Origin of the sequence: Nocardia sp. NPDC050175 (genome assembly GCF_044459885.1) — a bacterium.
Taxonomy (GTDB): Bacteria; Actinomycetota; Actinomycetes; order Mycobacteriales; family Mycobacteriaceae; genus Nocardia.
Genome location: NZ_JBITJI010000001.1, coordinates 464,011 through 479,179 on the forward strand (window position 1 = coordinate 464,011; position 15,169 = coordinate 479,179).

15 protein-coding genes are annotated in these 15,169 nt (G+C 64.6%); 10 read left to right on the forward strand and 5 right to left on the reverse strand.

Annotated features, from left to right (window positions below; all coding sequences use genetic code 11):
• Positions 1 to 13: 13 nt before the first annotated feature.
• On the forward strand, positions 14 to 454 hold the full coding sequence (locus ACIBK2_RS01955; RefSeq protein WP_396962593.1) for a hypothetical protein: 441 nt from the start codon (positions 14 to 16) through the stop codon (positions 452 to 454).
• A 139-nt stretch (positions 455 to 593) separates the two neighbouring features.
• Positions 594 to 974, forward strand: coding sequence for an avidin/streptavidin family protein (locus ACIBK2_RS01960; RefSeq protein WP_396962595.1), 381 nt, complete (start codon positions 594 to 596; stop codon positions 972 to 974).
• On the opposite strand, the gene ACIBK2_RS01965 is transcribed toward ACIBK2_RS01960, so the two are convergent.
• Entirely contained in the window at positions 955 to 1,947 is a 993-nt protein-coding gene (locus ACIBK2_RS01965; protein WP_396962597.1) for an ArsR/SmtB family transcription factor, read from the reverse strand. The two genes, ACIBK2_RS01960 and ACIBK2_RS01965, sit on opposite strands and share 20 nt — an antisense overlap.
• 65 nt (positions 1,948 to 2,012) lie before the next feature.
• On the opposite strand from ACIBK2_RS01965, the gene ACIBK2_RS01970 reads away from it, so the two are divergent.
• From ACIBK2_RS01970 to ACIBK2_RS01985, 4 genes are all read left to right on the forward strand, one after another.
• A complete protein-coding gene (locus tag ACIBK2_RS01970) occupies positions 2,013 to 3,221 on the forward strand; it encodes an MFS transporter (RefSeq protein ID WP_396962599.1) in 1,209 nt (402 codons plus the stop codon).
• Positions 3,222 to 3,744: 523 nt separating this feature from the next.
• The gene (locus ACIBK2_RS01975; protein WP_396962601.1) at positions 3,745 to 4,179 is read left to right on the forward strand and encodes a hypothetical protein; all 435 of its coding nucleotides are present in this window, start codon (positions 3,745 to 3,747) and stop codon (positions 4,177 to 4,179) included.
• A gap of 37 nt (positions 4,180 to 4,216) precedes the next feature.
• Positions 4,217 to 5,377 carry an MAB_1171c family putative transporter gene (locus tag ACIBK2_RS01980; RefSeq protein WP_396962603.1) on the forward strand — a complete coding sequence of 387 codons (1,161 nt, stop codon included), beginning with the start codon at positions 4,217 to 4,219 and terminating at the stop codon, positions 5,375 to 5,377.
• Entirely contained in the window at positions 5,374 to 6,357 is a 984-nt protein-coding gene (locus tag ACIBK2_RS01985; RefSeq protein ID WP_396962605.1) for an aldo/keto reductase, read from the forward strand. The genes ACIBK2_RS01980 and ACIBK2_RS01985 overlap by 4 nt, the downstream gene beginning before the upstream one ends.
• A 48-nt stretch (positions 6,358 to 6,405) precedes the next feature.
• Here the strand turns inward: ACIBK2_RS01985 and ACIBK2_RS01990 are convergent, their stop codons facing one another.
• On the reverse strand, positions 6,406 to 6,858 hold the full coding sequence (locus ACIBK2_RS01990; RefSeq protein ID WP_396962607.1) for a hypothetical protein: 453 nt from the start codon (positions 6,856 to 6,858) through the stop codon (positions 6,406 to 6,408).
• 383 nt (positions 6,859 to 7,241) lie between these two features.
• Between ACIBK2_RS01990 and ACIBK2_RS01995 the strand changes: the two genes are divergently transcribed.
• The 4 genes from ACIBK2_RS01995 to ACIBK2_RS02010 are packed head-to-tail and all read left to right on the forward strand — an operon-like array spanning position 7,242 to position 12,473.
• Positions 7,242 to 8,111, forward strand: coding sequence for an ABC transporter permease (locus ACIBK2_RS01995; RefSeq protein WP_379291916.1), 870 nt, complete (start codon positions 7,242 to 7,244; stop codon positions 8,109 to 8,111).
• Positions 8,108 to 9,115 (forward strand): ABC transporter permease, encoded by a 1,008-nt coding sequence (locus ACIBK2_RS02000; RefSeq protein WP_396962610.1) that lies wholly within the window; start codon positions 8,108 to 8,110, stop codon positions 9,113 to 9,115. The genes ACIBK2_RS01995 and ACIBK2_RS02000 overlap by 4 nt, the downstream gene beginning before the upstream one ends.
• Complete coding sequence (locus ACIBK2_RS02005) at positions 9,115 to 10,797, forward strand: ABC transporter substrate-binding protein (protein ID WP_396962612.1); 1,683 nt, start codon at positions 9,115 to 9,117, stop codon at positions 10,795 to 10,797. Before ACIBK2_RS02000 ends, ACIBK2_RS02005 begins: the two co-directional genes overlap by 1 nt.
• Complete coding sequence (locus tag ACIBK2_RS02010) at positions 10,794 to 12,473, forward strand: dipeptide ABC transporter ATP-binding protein (RefSeq protein ID WP_396962614.1); 1,680 nt, start codon at positions 10,794 to 10,796, stop codon at positions 12,471 to 12,473. The genes ACIBK2_RS02005 and ACIBK2_RS02010 overlap by 4 nt, the downstream gene beginning before the upstream one ends.
• Here the strand turns inward: ACIBK2_RS02010 and ACIBK2_RS02015 are convergent.
• From ACIBK2_RS02015 to ACIBK2_RS02025, 3 genes are all read right to left on the reverse strand, one after another.
• Positions 12,427 to 13,644 (reverse strand): 3-deoxy-7-phosphoheptulonate synthase, encoded by a 1,218-nt coding sequence (locus tag ACIBK2_RS02015; protein ID WP_396962616.1) that lies wholly within the window; start codon positions 13,642 to 13,644, stop codon positions 12,427 to 12,429. The two genes, ACIBK2_RS02010 and ACIBK2_RS02015, sit on opposite strands and share 47 nt — an antisense overlap.
• A gap of 120 nt (positions 13,645 to 13,764) precedes the next feature.
• On the reverse strand, positions 13,765 to 14,517 hold the full coding sequence (gene dhbA / locus ACIBK2_RS02020; RefSeq protein ID WP_396962618.1) for a 2,3-dihydro-2,3-dihydroxybenzoate dehydrogenase: 753 nt from the start codon (positions 14,515 to 14,517) through the stop codon (positions 13,765 to 13,767).
• Positions 14,514 to 15,167 (reverse strand): isochorismatase family protein, encoded by a 654-nt coding sequence (locus tag ACIBK2_RS02025; RefSeq protein WP_396962620.1) that lies wholly within the window; start codon positions 15,165 to 15,167, stop codon positions 14,514 to 14,516. Before ACIBK2_RS02025 ends, dhbA begins: the two co-directional genes overlap by 4 nt.
• Positions 15,168 to 15,169 lie beyond the last annotated feature (2 nt).

Consider the following 15,169-nt stretch of genomic DNA (forward strand, 5'->3'; position numbering starts at 1 on the left):
TAGACTGATCAGTATGCAAGCGGTGGAATTGATGATGGACCTTGATGAGCGCCAGGTAAGACAGTATGAGTGCACGTGCTGCGGTGCGCCTGTCGAGCGGACGTGGAATTTCGTCCGTCGCCACGGTGACGCCTACGCGGTGTACTTCGCGAATAGCTACCACCACACCGGTCAGGCGCATGAGGTATGGATCGATGTCATCCTGGGCACCTGGAGCGGGGAACCCACTGACGACCACGTGACATTCGGGTGCCGGGTGGGGCCGGTGGAAGGCGACCCGAATCCTGCGGCGACGCTCGTCCAGGCGTGCCAAGACGGATCGGGCAGCGAGATCCACGGCATACTGCTTTCGCGCGAAGACGGCCTGGCCCACGCGCGCTTACCGGAGTTTTGGAGCGTGGTCGACTTCGTGCTGGCAAATGACCCAACAGTAAACGTTCACCTGTACGGGTAGGTGCGACGTCCGCAGCGATTTATCGACACCGTCACAGGTAGCAGCCTAGATGCGAAGCGGATCGTTGGTGGACAACGCCTTTCAACGTCCTCGCTCGATCCGACTCGGCTGTGCAGACCCTCACGGATATGCTGCGGATATGGCTGAAATCGATTGGAAGGGACTGTGGCGCAACGAATACGGTACGCGCCTCACCATCACCGACGACACCGGCGGCACCCTGACCGGCACCTTCGAAACCGCCCTGAGCGACAGTGTTTTCGCAGGCTCCGCAGTCCCGATTCAAGGACTGCACACCGGTCCCTGCGCCCAATTCTCGTTCGTAGCCGCAGGCGACATCCCCGCCATCTGCTCCTTCACCGGCCTGCTGCGTGACGGAAACCTCCATGTCGCTTGGCATCTGGTTTCCGACCAGGCCGTCAAACCCCCACGCCCCGGCGCTCCACCGGAACTACTCACCCTCCCGTGGGCCCACGCGGTGCTGACCAATAGCGACACCTTCACTCGCGCGGGCGACTGACGTCGAGCAGGCGAATACCAAGGGCGGTGGTGACATACCGGACGTTGCGGCCCGATCGTTCCCGCGCGATGAGCCCGCTGTCGTGCAGGACGCGGAGATGTTGCGATACTGCGCTGGGCGTGACACCGAACGTCCGAGCCAAGTCGCCGGTCATTGCGGGAGATCGCAATGTTTCGAGCAGTTCGGTCCGCACTCGACCGAGCAAGCGGACTGTGTTGCCCGCGGGCGTCTGCTTGCCCGCAGTCCACAGCGCACCTATCCCCCTTGCTGGATAACGCACTGTGGTCTGGGTGGACGTGCTCTTCTTGATCAGCACTTCGGGAGAGCCGAGAGCGACCGGGAGCAGGACGAGCCCACCCGGTCCGAGGTGCACGGGACGTTCGGTCCGTCGCCGCCGCAGAAGCAGCCGACCGTCACGCCACTGCAGATCCGAGTGCAGGTCGGCGAACAACTTCTCAGCACCACCGGTGACCAGGTGTTTGGCGCGATAGCTGACGTCGGCGTCGAGGACAGCCCGGATCCGTGACCAGTGCGGTGCGACGAGCCGGTCATGTGCCGCAAGCAATTCCGCCGCGATAGCACGCAACCCGGCGGTTGGCCGGACGGCAAGCGAGGCGACGCTCTCCGGGAGTGTCTCGCCGAACACGTTGCGTAGGCTGGCCCGCACCTGCCCGGCGCTGGTGCGTTGCAGCGCTGCCAGATCATCGGTGATCGATGACTCGGTGCCCACCGGTGCCGGGACCAGAAACTCGGGCCAGCTCGCTCGCCCGTTCGCGATCAGCGGCCAGGTGTGTGAAAGGTCGAGTGGATCCCCGGCAAGCTCGTCGGCGGCCCATCGCAGCCAAGGCCGGTTACTTGTCCTGCGCTGCCAGCCCGCGAGTTGTTGCAGCCCGGACACCGTCTCCGACAGCGGCGAGATCGCGAAGCGCGTAGCCGCCAATTCGGCAACGCCTAAGTCGATCCGCAACATCATCATTCGAGTGTGTAGCACTGACCTACATAGTGTCGCGACGGCGCTGGAAACCAGACGATCGCGACATGACCCGGACACACGTTGCGCCACGCCTGTCTCGCGCCTACTGGCGGTCCTGGTGGGCGGCGGGTATCAGCAACGCCGGCGATGGCGCCTTCGCCGCAGCGATTCCGCTGCTGACAGTGACGATCACCCACGACCCTCGACTCATGTCGGTCGTGGCCGCCGCGACGTACCTGCCCTGGTTGCTGTTGTCCCTGCAAGCGGGCGCCTTGATAGACCGGCGCGATCCGGTCGGCCTGATGTGGCGCTCGCAAGCGATCCAGGCAGTGATCGTCGGCGCCGTCGCGGTCCTTGTCGCATTCGGCCACGTCGACATCTATCTGCTGGCCTGCGCCGCCTTCGGGTTGGGGGCGTGCGATGTCGTTTTCAGCATCGCGGCACAGACCAACCTGACGAACATTGTCGCGAAGTCGTTGCTACACAGGGCGAATGGCAATCAGCAGACGGCGGAAACGGTCGGCAAGCAGTTCCTGGGACCACCGTTGGGTAGTCTCCTGTTCGCCGTCGCCGCGGCACTACCGTTCGGGCTGGACGCTGCCACGTTCGTCGTGTCCGCCGTGTTGCTCTGGACACTGCCCAGGCGGAGCAGACCAGCGGTCGAGCGTCGACCGATCGCGGATGGCTTGCGCTGGTTGGCCCGGAACCGGCTGTTGCGCACGCTCGCAATCCTGCTCGGTGTCAACACTTTCTGCGGACAAGTCGGCAACGTAGTGCTCGTCTTGCTCGCGACTCAGACGTTGCGGGTAGACGCCGCCAACTATGGTCTGCTGCTCGCGAGCGCCGCGGTCGGCAGCGTGCTCGGCGGTCTGATCAACGCGCGCATCGTCGAAATGATCGGCGCCCTTCCCGCGCTGCTCACCGCGCTTGCCACGAATGTCGTTGTCTTCGTTGGCATCGGGCTGAGTCCGAACGGATTCGTGCTGGGCAGCATGTTGGCTGTCAACGGCTTCGTCGTCACGCTCTGGAACATCGTGGTCGTCAGCCTCCGACAGGAAATCGTGCCGACCGAGCTGTTCGGACGGGTCAGCAGCGTCTACAAGATGGTCGGTTGGGGACTGATTCCGCTCGGCGCGCTGACCGGCGGACTGGTGGCACACCTGCTCGGATTGCGCGCGCCCTACCTCGCCGCCGGCGGGCTTCGCGGGATCGCTTTACTGCTCGCGGCACCCACAATGATCCACGCGATGCGTGACCAGCCGGGCAACACATAGTTTGCCGTTTCGTGCCGGACACGGCGGAGGGTGGATCCTCCCCTCCGGGATCCACTCTCCGCCGTGACGGCGTGCGCCCCAACCACCCCTGGCGTCCGCTCGAGCGTCTGGCGAGCAGGTTGATCGAGCGTTCTCGAGGCGATACAGTTGCCGCGATCACGGGCGGCCAACTGACAGTTCATATCTGGCCGCTGTGCGACTTTTCGCGAAGCATGTGGGGAGAATTGATGTCCGGGGGTGGGCGTCGGCGGGCACGCTGGACCTGTTATGGAGACTGAGCCCGATCACCCGGGACTCGATTGCGGCCAGGTGACCGAGCGGCCAAGGGAGATCGACCCAGCATTGCTGGTATCGCGCCGGTATCTGTGGCAACTGTGCGCCCTGCCCCCGACCGGCGGGAGCTGATCTATCGATGCACAGAGATCTCCATCGACGGAGCACGAAAGATCTGATGCGGATGCGCCACGAGTGCAGCCGAATGATCCGGACGCTGCGGCTGCCCGCGATCAGTAGTGTCGATGGAGTGCTGGCCGCGGTCAGGACGATGCGGCAGCGGCCGATCCGGTTGATGCCGATGGAGCTGCCGGCCGACGGGCCGTGCGGACTATGGATAGCCCTGGCCCTGGAGGACTTGATCTTCTACGAGGCCGATACGACAAGGACCCATCGGGACCACATCATCCTGCACGAGATAGCCCACATGCTGTGCGATCACGGCAGTCTCGGTCCGGTCGATGAGGAACTGGGCCGAATACTGTTCCCGGACTTGCGTGTCGAGTTTTTGCGGCGGGTGTTGGCGCGCTCCGGATATGACAACGATGAGGAAGCTCAGGCAGAGATGCTGGCGTCAATGCTCGCGGAACGGATTCATGGCCGCGCCACCCAGGCGCTGGCGGTCGATTCCGATGTTGTCCGAAGGATCGATCAATCCTTGGCCCCGCATCGGCGGGACCAGTGATCGAAGCTCTACCCCCGTCGGCTCAACCGCGCCGATTATGAGCGACCTCAAGGGTGTTGTGTTTCCCCTCGGCGCGGCGCTGTGCGCGCTGGCGCTGGTGTACAAGTCCTTCGACCTCAGACTCGGCCGACACGACCCTTCATTGCTGGCGCTACTGGTCGCATTCCTCTGCAAGGGCGTCTCATTCACACTGTCGACACCGGCAGTGTCGGCCTGGGTGGATGAACAGCTCGGAGTCCCGGACATCGGCGCACTCGGGATCCATCTGTCCGGTGGCGTCGCGTCGAGCGCTGCTTTTCTGGTGGCTATCGTGTTCTGGGTCTACCCGCCCGACCGAGCGCGTCTGCAGGCAGTGGTGCGAGTGGCTCTCGCCGGTGCGATCGGCGTGGCGATGACCATCCTCTGGGCCGTTGCCGCCACCGACAACCGAGAACACGCCAAGCATTACCTGATCCAGAACGCGCATCGGCCCGTGGTCACCGCCTACCTGCTGCTGTACGTGACCGCGTTCGGCGTGGAATTGATCGAGATCATCCGCTTGAGCCGACGTTATACGAAATTCTGCGAATTGCCATGGCTGCGACGGGGTTTGCATACGACCATGGTGGGTGCGGCAGTCTATCTGGTGTATTGCCTCGACCGCGGGTCAGTAGCTATCGCAGTGCGTATCGGACTGGACCCGATGCGGTGGGAAATCGTCACCCCGATATCCAACGGGCTCGGAATCCTTTTGATCACTGCGGGTTTCACCATGCCGTCCTGGGGCCCCAGACTATCGGCGGGCAAGCACTGGGTGCGCGATTACATCACGTACGCCAGGCTGTATCCCTTGTGGCGGGCTGTTTATCAAGCTACCCCGGCGATCGCTCTCGACCCACCGGCCTCCTGGCTGGCTGACAGATTGACACTCAGGAGCCTCGGTTACCGGCTCTACCGTCGAGTCATCGAGATTCAGGACGGATACCGTGCGCTACGCCCGTATCTCGCCGACGACGCGGCCACGAGCGCTGCCGACACAGCCGCTCATATCCGGGAGGCGATTCACGCCAAGACCAGGTCGATGCCTGCCCAGCATCTCGGACATACGGCGGTGATGGTGCACGACAGCGGCGACTACCGTAGCGAGATCACCCGCTTGTTACACCTTGCACGCGCATTCGACAACGTCCCACCGTCAGCGAGGATGAAAAGGTCATGAGGTACACGACTCTGGGAGCCGGACACCCGCGGGTATCAGCGGTCGGGCTGGGATGCATGGGCATGACCAGCGCCGACGGCAGTGAATCGCCGCGCACCCTGGACCGCGCCGCAGAGCTGGGCATCACGCTGCTCGACACCGCCGACGCCTACGACCGCGGTGCCAACGAGGACCTGCTCGGACGATGGCTGCGGCATGCCCGCCGCGAGGAGGTCGTCGTGTCCACGAAGTTCGGACTGCGCCACGACCCCGACACCGGGATGGTCGCTACCGTGGACACTTCCCCGGAGTATGTTCCCGTCGCCTGCGATGCGTCACTGCGGCGCCTCGGCACCGACTACATCGATGTGTACTACATCCATCGGCGCGACCCCGAAGTGCCGATCGAGGACACTGTCGGCGCGATGGCGGCACTGGTGTCCGCAGGCAAGGTCGCCCACCTGGGACTATCGGAGGTCAGCGTCGAGACACTGCGCAGAGCCCACGCGGTCCACCCCATAGCGGCGATCCAGTTGGAATACTCACTGTTCACTCGGAATGTCGTGGAAGGAGACATGCTGCGAACCTGCCGAGAACTCGGCGTCGCGGTGGTTGCCTACTCGCCGCTCGGGCGAGGCATGCTGGCGGGCCTGCTGTCGTCCCGTGCCGACCTGGACGACAGCGACGGCCGACGACGCTGGCCACGGTTCGCCGCCGAGAACATCGCCGCGAACCTCGCCCTGGTCCACAACCTCAAACAAGTCGCTGCGACGATCGGTTGCACTCCTGCCCAGGCTGCGCTGGCGTGGTTGCTGGCCCAAGGCGACGACATCGTGCCCATCCCCGGCACCAAACAGGTCCGTTACCTCGAGCAAAACGTCGCCGCGGCCGAGCTGACGCTCACTACCGACCAGGTTCGACAGCTCGCGGAGGCAGTCCCCATGTCCGGCGTGGCAGGCGACCGTTACCCGAAGGCAGCGCTTGACCGAATCGGGCACTAGAAGCTCTGGCCAAGAGCAACACCGGGATTGGGCGCCGCGGCCATCTCATCAGTCCATGGCTTCCGGGTTGTCCCGAGGGGTGAGAGCCTGAAGTTTGCGGGCCTCGTTGACCATCGTGAGGATCGAGTCCAAGGCGCCGGCGGACAGTCCGTCCGCACGCAGGACAAGCCGACGAATCTTGGCATCACGTAACGCGGTCGCGAGCTCGAGCTGGGTGCTGACGCGCTCGGCTACCTCGTCGTTGAAGAAGTACTCGGGCGGAACCCCGAAGAATTCGGCGAGGATATCCAGCTGTCCCAGCGTGAGATTGCGCTTCTTCCCGGTGGCCAGTTCCCACAGATAGGTACCGGAGATCGTGCCGCCCGTCGCCTCCCGAATCTCGGTCGCCAACCGCCCATATCCAGGACGTTTGAGCTGGTCTGGGTACAGCGCGGCGATCAGCTCGGTGAGCCGCTGGCCGATTTTCTGCACGAGCGGCCGATCAGCCAGCTCGTCGGCCATGCTCGACTCCTTCCGCGAAGTCGGGGAGAGAAGTGCCCCTGCGCTTTTCGCTGGACTCGCTCGGGGATCGCCCGGTGGAGACAGCGAACCCGATGAGGGTATCGGCCCTGGAGCTCATATTCCTAGCGGCGAGCCGACTTCGACGTCTGCGAGCGGCCTGCGACGCCCGATGTAGGCCTCCGGATCAGACCAGAGTCGCACGCCCGTCCCACGGTAGGTCGGACTGCGGCGAGTGCTGGCGTCTGCGGGCAAGACCGGCGAAACACGCTGGTAGGCAGTGATTCTCGCGGCGCGGTCGGATTAGGATCTGGCTGAGGGAATCTGTGGATCTCCCCCTCCCCCTTGTCTACAGTGACGCAGACATCCGATGAATTGGGGAGTTAGTGCGTTCGCGTTGGTATCGATTTTCAAGCGATCGCTGGAGTGTTTTCGGCCTCATCGTGGTCGGGTTCTTCGTCATTGTCGCGGCTTTCGCGCCGGTGATCAACGGGCTGCTCGATATCGATCCGTATACGTTCCATTCGGAGACCCTGGATGCGCAGAGTGTGCCGTCGGGGAGTTTCGGTGGTGCGAGTGCGGCGCATCCGTTGGGTGTCGAGCCGTTGACCGGTCGGGATCTGCTGGCGGTGGTTGTTGCCGGTAGCCGGACGTCGTTGTTCATCGCGCTCGGCGCGTTGGTGATATCGACGGTGCTCGGCCTCGTGATCGGCGTTACCGCCGGGTTCGCCGGCGGTTGGGTGGATCGAGTGCTTTCCGGAGCGATCAATGTGCTCTTCGGATTTCCGTCGCTGCTGTTCATGATCGCGCTCAGCGCGGTACTACCCGCGACCTTCCCGCGCCCGGTGCTCGTGGTATTCATCGTGGGCATCTTCGGCTGGCCCGGAATGGCGAGAGTGATTCGGGCGCAAGCTTTGTCGCTGCGCAACCGGAACTTCGTCCGGGCCGCGCTGGTGATCGGCGTTTCGCCGCTGCATGCGCTGGCGCGCGAGGTGCTGCCGAATCTGCGGGCGCTGGTGGTGGTTTTCGCCACCACGAGCATGCCGGGGCTCATCGCGACGGAGGCGTCGCTGTCGTTTCTGGGAGTAGGGGTGCCCGCGCCGACACCGTCTTGGGGTAGGTCGATCGGCGATGCCGTCGGGTGGGTGCAAACAGATCCGTGGTTCCTGATCTTTCCCGGAATCGCGTTGGTGCTACTGACATTGGGGTTCAACCTCGTGGGTGACGGTCTACGGAATGCGTTCAGCGCGGGATGAGGTGGACAATCGTCAGTCGTCGACTGTCGTCGTCGGCGGCGAAGCTGCTGCTGGCGCTCGGCGTGCTGCTCATCGTCGCGTTCTTGACCTATGCGGTGTTCTATCTGCTGCCCGCCGATCCGGCTCAGCTCGCGTGCGGAAAGCCTTGCACGCCGGACAATCTGCTCAAGGCGCAGCTGTACATGGGACTCGACCATCCGTGGTATCAGCAGTTCTTCGACTTCGTCGCCGGTGTCGTAGTCGGTCGCAGTTACGGGTCTGGATTGGCGACGATCCAGTGCGCCGCACCATGTTTCGGCTATTCCTTTCAGCAGAACGAGTCGGTGGCCTCGCTGATTTTCGAGCGCTTCCCGATCACGTTGTCCATCGCGATCGGTGCGGGCGTGCTGTGGTTGATCCTCGGTGTCGGTGCGGGATTGGTCGCGGCACGTCGGCAGGGCAAACTGACCGATCGAGTCGTCACCTCGCTGGCCGCGCTCGGCCTGTCGACACCGACGTATCTGCTCGGTCTGCTCGTAGTGCTGCTGTTCGGGTTCACGCTCAACGTCATTCCGGTGAGCGGCTATGTGCCGTTGAGTTCGGGCGTCGTGCAGTGGGCCTGGCATCTGGTGGCGGCGTGGATCGTGCTCGCACTCGTGAATGCGGCCATGTACGCCCGGATTTCGCGCAACCAGCTGATCGAGATCTTCCGCGAGGACTTCATTCGCACCGCGCGGGCGAACGGCCTGACTGAGCGGCGCATCGTCTTCGGTCACGCGGTGCGCAATATTCTCGCGCCGATTCTGACGTTGTTCGCGGTCGACCTCGGCGCGCTACTGGGCGGGGCGGTCATCACCGAACAGGTCTTCGGCATGCCCGGCCTCGGCCGACTCCTGATCGATGCGGTCCATACCGTCGATCTCCCGGTAATCGTCGGGATCACCATCTTCTCTGCCGCGATCGTTCTGGTCGCCAATTTCCTCATAGACGCGGTTCTCGGACTGCTCGATCCCAGGGTGAAGTGATGAAGAAACAATCGAAGTCGGCGCTCGCCGCCGCCGCGCTGGCCGTGGCGTTGTCGGTAACGTCCTGCAATGCCAACCCCACCGACGGCGCCAGGGACACCACCCAATCGGTCCCGCCGCAAAAGGGCGGGACGTTGCGGATCATGTCGACGACCACCGACTTCAACTTCGATCCGGCCAAGTCGACGAACTTGGCGATCACCTCGCTCAGTTTCGTCGCGCGCCGGCTCACCACCTGGCAGGCCGAACCGGGCAAAGAGATGAAGCCGATCCCGGATCTCGCCACCGACACCGGAACGACCACCGATGCCGGTCGCACCTGGAAGTACACCCTCAAGGACGACCTGAAATTCCAGGACGGTTCGCCGATCACCTCGGCCGATATCAAGTACGGTCTGGAACGTTCGTTCGCGCCCTTGCTGTCGGGTGGTTTCACCTACCATCGCACGCTGCTGCAAGGTGGCGAAGCGTATGACGGTCCTTACAACGGCAAGTCGCTCGACTCCATCGAAACGCCCGACGCGAAGACGGTGATCTTCCACCTCAACAAGCCGTTCGGCGACTTCCCTTGGATCGCATCGCAACCGGCCTTCACGCCGGTGCCCAAGGCGAAGGACAATCCGGCAACGTACTTCCAGGCACCCGTCGCATCGGGCCCCTACCAGGTCGAGAAGTTCGACAAGGCGTCCGAGGTTGTCCTGGTGCGTAATCCGAACTGGGATCCGAAGACCGATCCCGCCCGCACGGCCGGTCCGGACCGGGTGATTTTCCAGCTCGGTATGCAGCAGACGACGATCAGTCAGGAGCTGATCGCCGACACCGGAACGGCGAAATCAGCGTTTTCCGCCTCATTCGTCCCCGCCTCGCAGCTGCCGCTGGTTCGGTCCAACCCTTCGGCGAAGAACCGGATAGCCGAGGCCGGTGGCGGCTCGCTCTATCAACTACAGGTCAACGTCAGCAAGTCGCCGCTCAACGATCCCAAGGTTCGTCAGGCCATCGTCTACGCGACGGATAAGCAGGCGTTTCGCACCTCGCTCGGCGGTGAGTCCCGCGGCGACTACGCGACCACCAACATTCCGCCGGCGATCCCGGGTTACCAGAAGTTCGATGCTTTCCCGACCCAGCCGACGGGTGACGTCGAGAAGGCCAAGCAACTCCTCGCCGAAGCGGGACACCCCAACGGTATCGACCTGGTGCTGGTGACCAAGAACGACGCGACGAACTCCGCGGGCGGTCAGGCCATCGAGGCCGGTTTGCGCCGCGCGGGTATCCGCGTCACGATTCAGGCGCTCGACAACGCCAGCTACGACGACATCACCCAGCACAAGGACGGCTCCGGCTACGACCTGGTGCTGTCCAGCTGGCAGGCCGACTTCCCCAGTGCCGCTTCGATGTTGCAGCCCAGCTTCGGTACCTCGGAGATCGGCAACGGCGGCTTCAACATCTCGCGCTACAGCAATCCGAAGGTCGATGACCTGATCGCCCGCGCCACCGCCGAGGTCGACCCGAAGCGGGCCGGTGATCTGTGGCTGGAGGTCGACCGGATCGTCACCGGTGAGGTCGCGAACGTTCCGCTGATCAACTCGGTGAACACCTTCATCTACGGCAGTGACGTCCGCAACTTCTACGTGCCGCCGTTCCCGGCCTACCCGGTGTACTTCAAAGTGTCACTCGCGCAATGACAACACCGCCGGTCCTGGCAGTCCACGATCTCGGCATCGCGATCAACGGCCAAACCCTGGTGAGCGGCCTCGGTTTCGAGATCGAACGTGGCAAAACCCTTGCGCTGGTTGGCGAATCCGGCTCCGGCAAGTCGCTCACCGCCCTGTCGGTGCTCGGCTTGCTGCCGCCGGGGTCGACCACGTCCGGCACCGTGACGCTGTCGGGAAAGAGCCTGTTCGGGATGAAGCCCGAAGCGCTCCGACAGGTGCGCAGGAGCGATGTGGGGGTGGTGTTCCAGGACCCGGCGGCCGCGTTCGATCCGGTGTATCGGATCGGGCAGCAACTGCGCGAGGTGATCCGCACCAACGGCAAATACGCTAAGCAGCAGGCTAATTCGTTGGTGCTCGAACTTTTTGACCGAGTCAAGATCAGTGATCCGGAGCGGGTGGCGGCCAGCTATCCGCATGAGATCTCCGGTGGGCAGCTGCAGCGCGCCATGATCGCGATGGCGATTTCCCGGGCGCCCCAACTGATCATCGCCGACGAACCGACTACCGCGCTCGATGCGAATGTGCAGGCCGAGGTGCTGCAGCTCTTTCGAGAGCTGCAGCAGGACAATGACATCGCCATTCTGTTGATCACCCACGACATGGGCGTTGTCGCCGACCTCGCCGATGACGTCGTTGTGCTCCGCAACGGCAGCCCCGTCGAAACGGGGCCGACTCGGCAGGTGCTCACCGCACCGCAGCAGGACTACACGAAAACGCTACTGGCCGCGGTGTTGCAGCTCGAGCCGCCGGCGTCGGCCTCGAGTTCTGTTGTCGAGCAGGCGAAGCCGGTCATCGAAGTCGAAAACCTCACCGTCGACTACCGCAAGGCAGGTGCCAAGTTCACCGCCTTGCGGGACGCGAATCTCGTGGTCCGCGAACATCAGATCGTGGCACTCGTCGGTGAGTCCGGTGCCGGAAAGTCGACGCTGGGTCGCGCCTTGTGCGGGCTGGTCACCCCCGCCGCGGGCCGGGTCACCCTGAACGGTGAGCCGATTCCGTTGCTACAGAAGCGGAGTCGCCGCGCCCTCGGCAAACAGCTCGGCGTGGTGTTCCAAGACCCGATGTCCTCATTGAATCCGCAGCACACGGTGCTGCAATCGGTGGAACTACCGCTACGCGTACACACTGCGCTCGACAGCAGCCAACGACGCGAACGGGCCGAGGAACTCCTCGACGAGGTCTCGCTCGACCCCGACTTGATCACGCGCTACCCGCGCCAGCTCTCCGGCGGACAGCGCCAGCGCGTCGCGATCGCCCGCGCGCTGGCCGTCCAACCCGATGTCCTGGTGATGGACGAGCCGACGAGCGCCCTCGATGCGGCCGTCCAAGCGTCGGTCCTGGCGCTGATCCGGCGACTCCAGTCCAAACACGGATTCGCGGCGGTGTTCATCACGCACGATTTCGCCATCGTCCAGCAACTCGCCGACCACGTCGTCGTCCTGCGCGATGGTGCCATCGTCGAACAAGGTCCGACCGCACAGGTGCTGACCGCACCTGAATCGCCCTACACCCAACGCCTGCTGCTGGCGGTGCCGGTCGCCGAACCCGCAGCGCAGCAACGTCGTCGGGCACTGTGGGCGCAAACGAACCAGCCTGCGGTCAACCCCACAGACCATGCGACAGCGCGGCCGCTGGTGAAGCGCTGAAGCGGTACCACTCGCGAGAGTCCGTCTGCCAGGCCGAGATCACCGATACGGCCTGGCCGGGGTTGAGTCGCGGGTCGCATAACGTCGTGTAGTTCTCGCCGATGCGGTCGGTGCCGTATGGGGTGTCGAGGCATTCGGTCACTGGGTCGGGCGTGGTCTCCAGATGTATCCCGCCCGGCATGCCGCCGGCGGTGCGCACGGCGAACTGGAACGCCAGCACCTCCCGGACCATCGTCTCCACGACCCGGGTCTTGCGTCCCTCAGCGGTGGTCACCGTGTTGCCGTGCATCGGGTCGACCAGCCAGATCACCGGGTGTCCGGCGGCGCGCACGGCCCGGACCAACGGCGGCAGCAGATCCATGGTCGTGTCGGCACCCATCCGGGCGATCAAGGTGAGTCGTCCCGGCTCCTGTTCCGGGTCGAGCCGCGCACACAATCCGAGCAGCTCGGCAACTGTCATCCGCGGCCCGACCTTGCACGCGACCGGGTTGACCACATCGGTCAGCAGTGCGACGTGAGCTCCCGCGAGCTGGCGGGTTCGCTCGCCGATCCACGGCCAGTGCGTGGACGTGAGCGCGACCCGACCGTCCCGGCCTTGACGCAGCATCGGAACCTCGTAATCGAGCAGCAGCGCTTCATGACTCGTCCACACGACCGACTCGATGCGCGCCCTTGGCGTCGGGCCGAGCTGGGCCATGATCTGGCTCGCCGCCCAGTAACCCGCCAACAGGCGCTGCGGATCGGGCCGCCGAGCTCGCGGGTCCGGCTCGGGACCGTTCACCATGTGCCCGCGATACACCGGAATCTCCACGCCACCAACCCATTCGGTGTCTGACGACCGAGGCTTGGCATACTGTCCCGCGATCCGGCCGACCCGCACTACCGGCTGATGGGTGCTCGCCCGCATGACGCAGGCGAGCAGGTTGATGAGCCACACCTTCCGCCGCACAGCGCCCGCAGTGCATTCCGCGGGATCCTCGGCGCAGTCACCCGCCTGCACCACCTGTGCCTGCCCGGCGGCGACCCTGGCGAGCAACCCGCGGAGCCTGCTCAGCGACCCGGCCTGCACGAGCGGCGGAAGGGCAGCCAACGCACCCCGGATCTGCTCGACCTGTGTCGGGTCCCCCCACTGAGGCTGCTGCAGCGCAACGGGGGGCGAGGCGACGTTCAAGTTTGCTCCAAACCTTGGTCACGTCGGCAACTCGGTGTTCGCGCATCAACCGATGAGCCGACACCGATGACCAGTGACGAATTCCAATAAGCGACCGAGGTTTCCCCCCGTGGTCGTCGATCAAGCGTGCAGCGAAGCCCCACCGTCCACATAAAGGTGCTGCATGGTGATGTGCCGAGCTCGCTCGGACGCCAGGAACAACACGGCCTCCGCGACGTCGACCGGCTCCGCGATCCGGCCCAGCGGAATGCCCACCCGAAAAGCCCGCTGAGAACCGTCGATCACGAGGCGTTCGCCGTCGGCATCGGCCCACATGCCCCGCAGCATGCCGGTGTCCGTCGAACCGGGTGACACCACATTGCAGCGGATACCATAGGAGGCCAATTCGAGGCCGAGACAACGGGTGAACATCACCGTGGCCGCCTTGGATGCCGCGTAGGCGGCCATGCCGATGCGGGGCACACCGGCCGCGTTGGAGCCGACGGTGACGACCACGCCCCGGCGCCGCGGCCGCATCCGCCGGGCGACCGCCCTCGACATGTGGAACACCCCATCGGTATTGACGGCGAAGACGGCGCGCCAGTCCTCGTCGGTCGTGTCGACGACCTCGGCCACGCGCAGAATGCCTGCCACGTTGACCAGAATCTCGATCGGGCCGAGTTCGGCCTCGACCTGCGCGACGATCCGCTCCACCGCTTTCGCATCGGTCACATCGGCTCGATAGCCGCGCACCGATCTGTCCCCGTGCACATCGCATACGTCGACGGCCGCGACGTGTGCGCCCTGCTCGGCGAACAGCGTGGCCACGGCGCCTCCGATGCCCCGCCCGGCACCGGTCACCAAAGCGACCTTGCCGCCGAGTTCGCCTGTCACCGCACTGCCGCCACCGGGGTTGGCCGCTGAGCGAGCACAGTCTCGACCGCGACCACGACCGCACAACGCTTCGCCGCGTATTCGAGGGCCAGCCGATGACACTCGGGCGAAAAGTCGCCGACGGCGTCAGCGACGAGGAACGCTTGGATGTCGTTGCTGAATGCCTCGATCGCAGTGGTCAATACACCGACGTGGGCATAGACACCGCAGAGGAGGAGTTGGTCGCGGCCGGCCGCGCGCATTCGCGCGAGGAGATTCGAATTGAAGAACGCGCTATAGCGCCATTTGGTCAGTACCCAGTCGTCGGTGCCGGGCGCGAGCGGCCGGACGACCTCTCGGTCGGCCGCCTCCCCCCGCATGCCAGGCCCCCAGAAATCGTTGAGCAGTCCCCGCTGCTCGACGGTCATGCCACCGGGCTGCAGCGTGTAGGCCACCGGAATCCCTTGGGCCACAGCATATTCGCGCAGCAAAGTGACGTTGCCGATGAGCTGGTGCCTGAGCTCGACGGGGAGCGAGCGCAGGAAATAGCGCTGCATGTCGTGCACCAGCAACACCGCACGCTCCGGATCCAAGGCCCAGTCGGCGGTATTCACCGGAAGCTCGTCGGCGGTCGGCATGGGATAGGGAGTGATCGTCGGGATACCTGGCATTG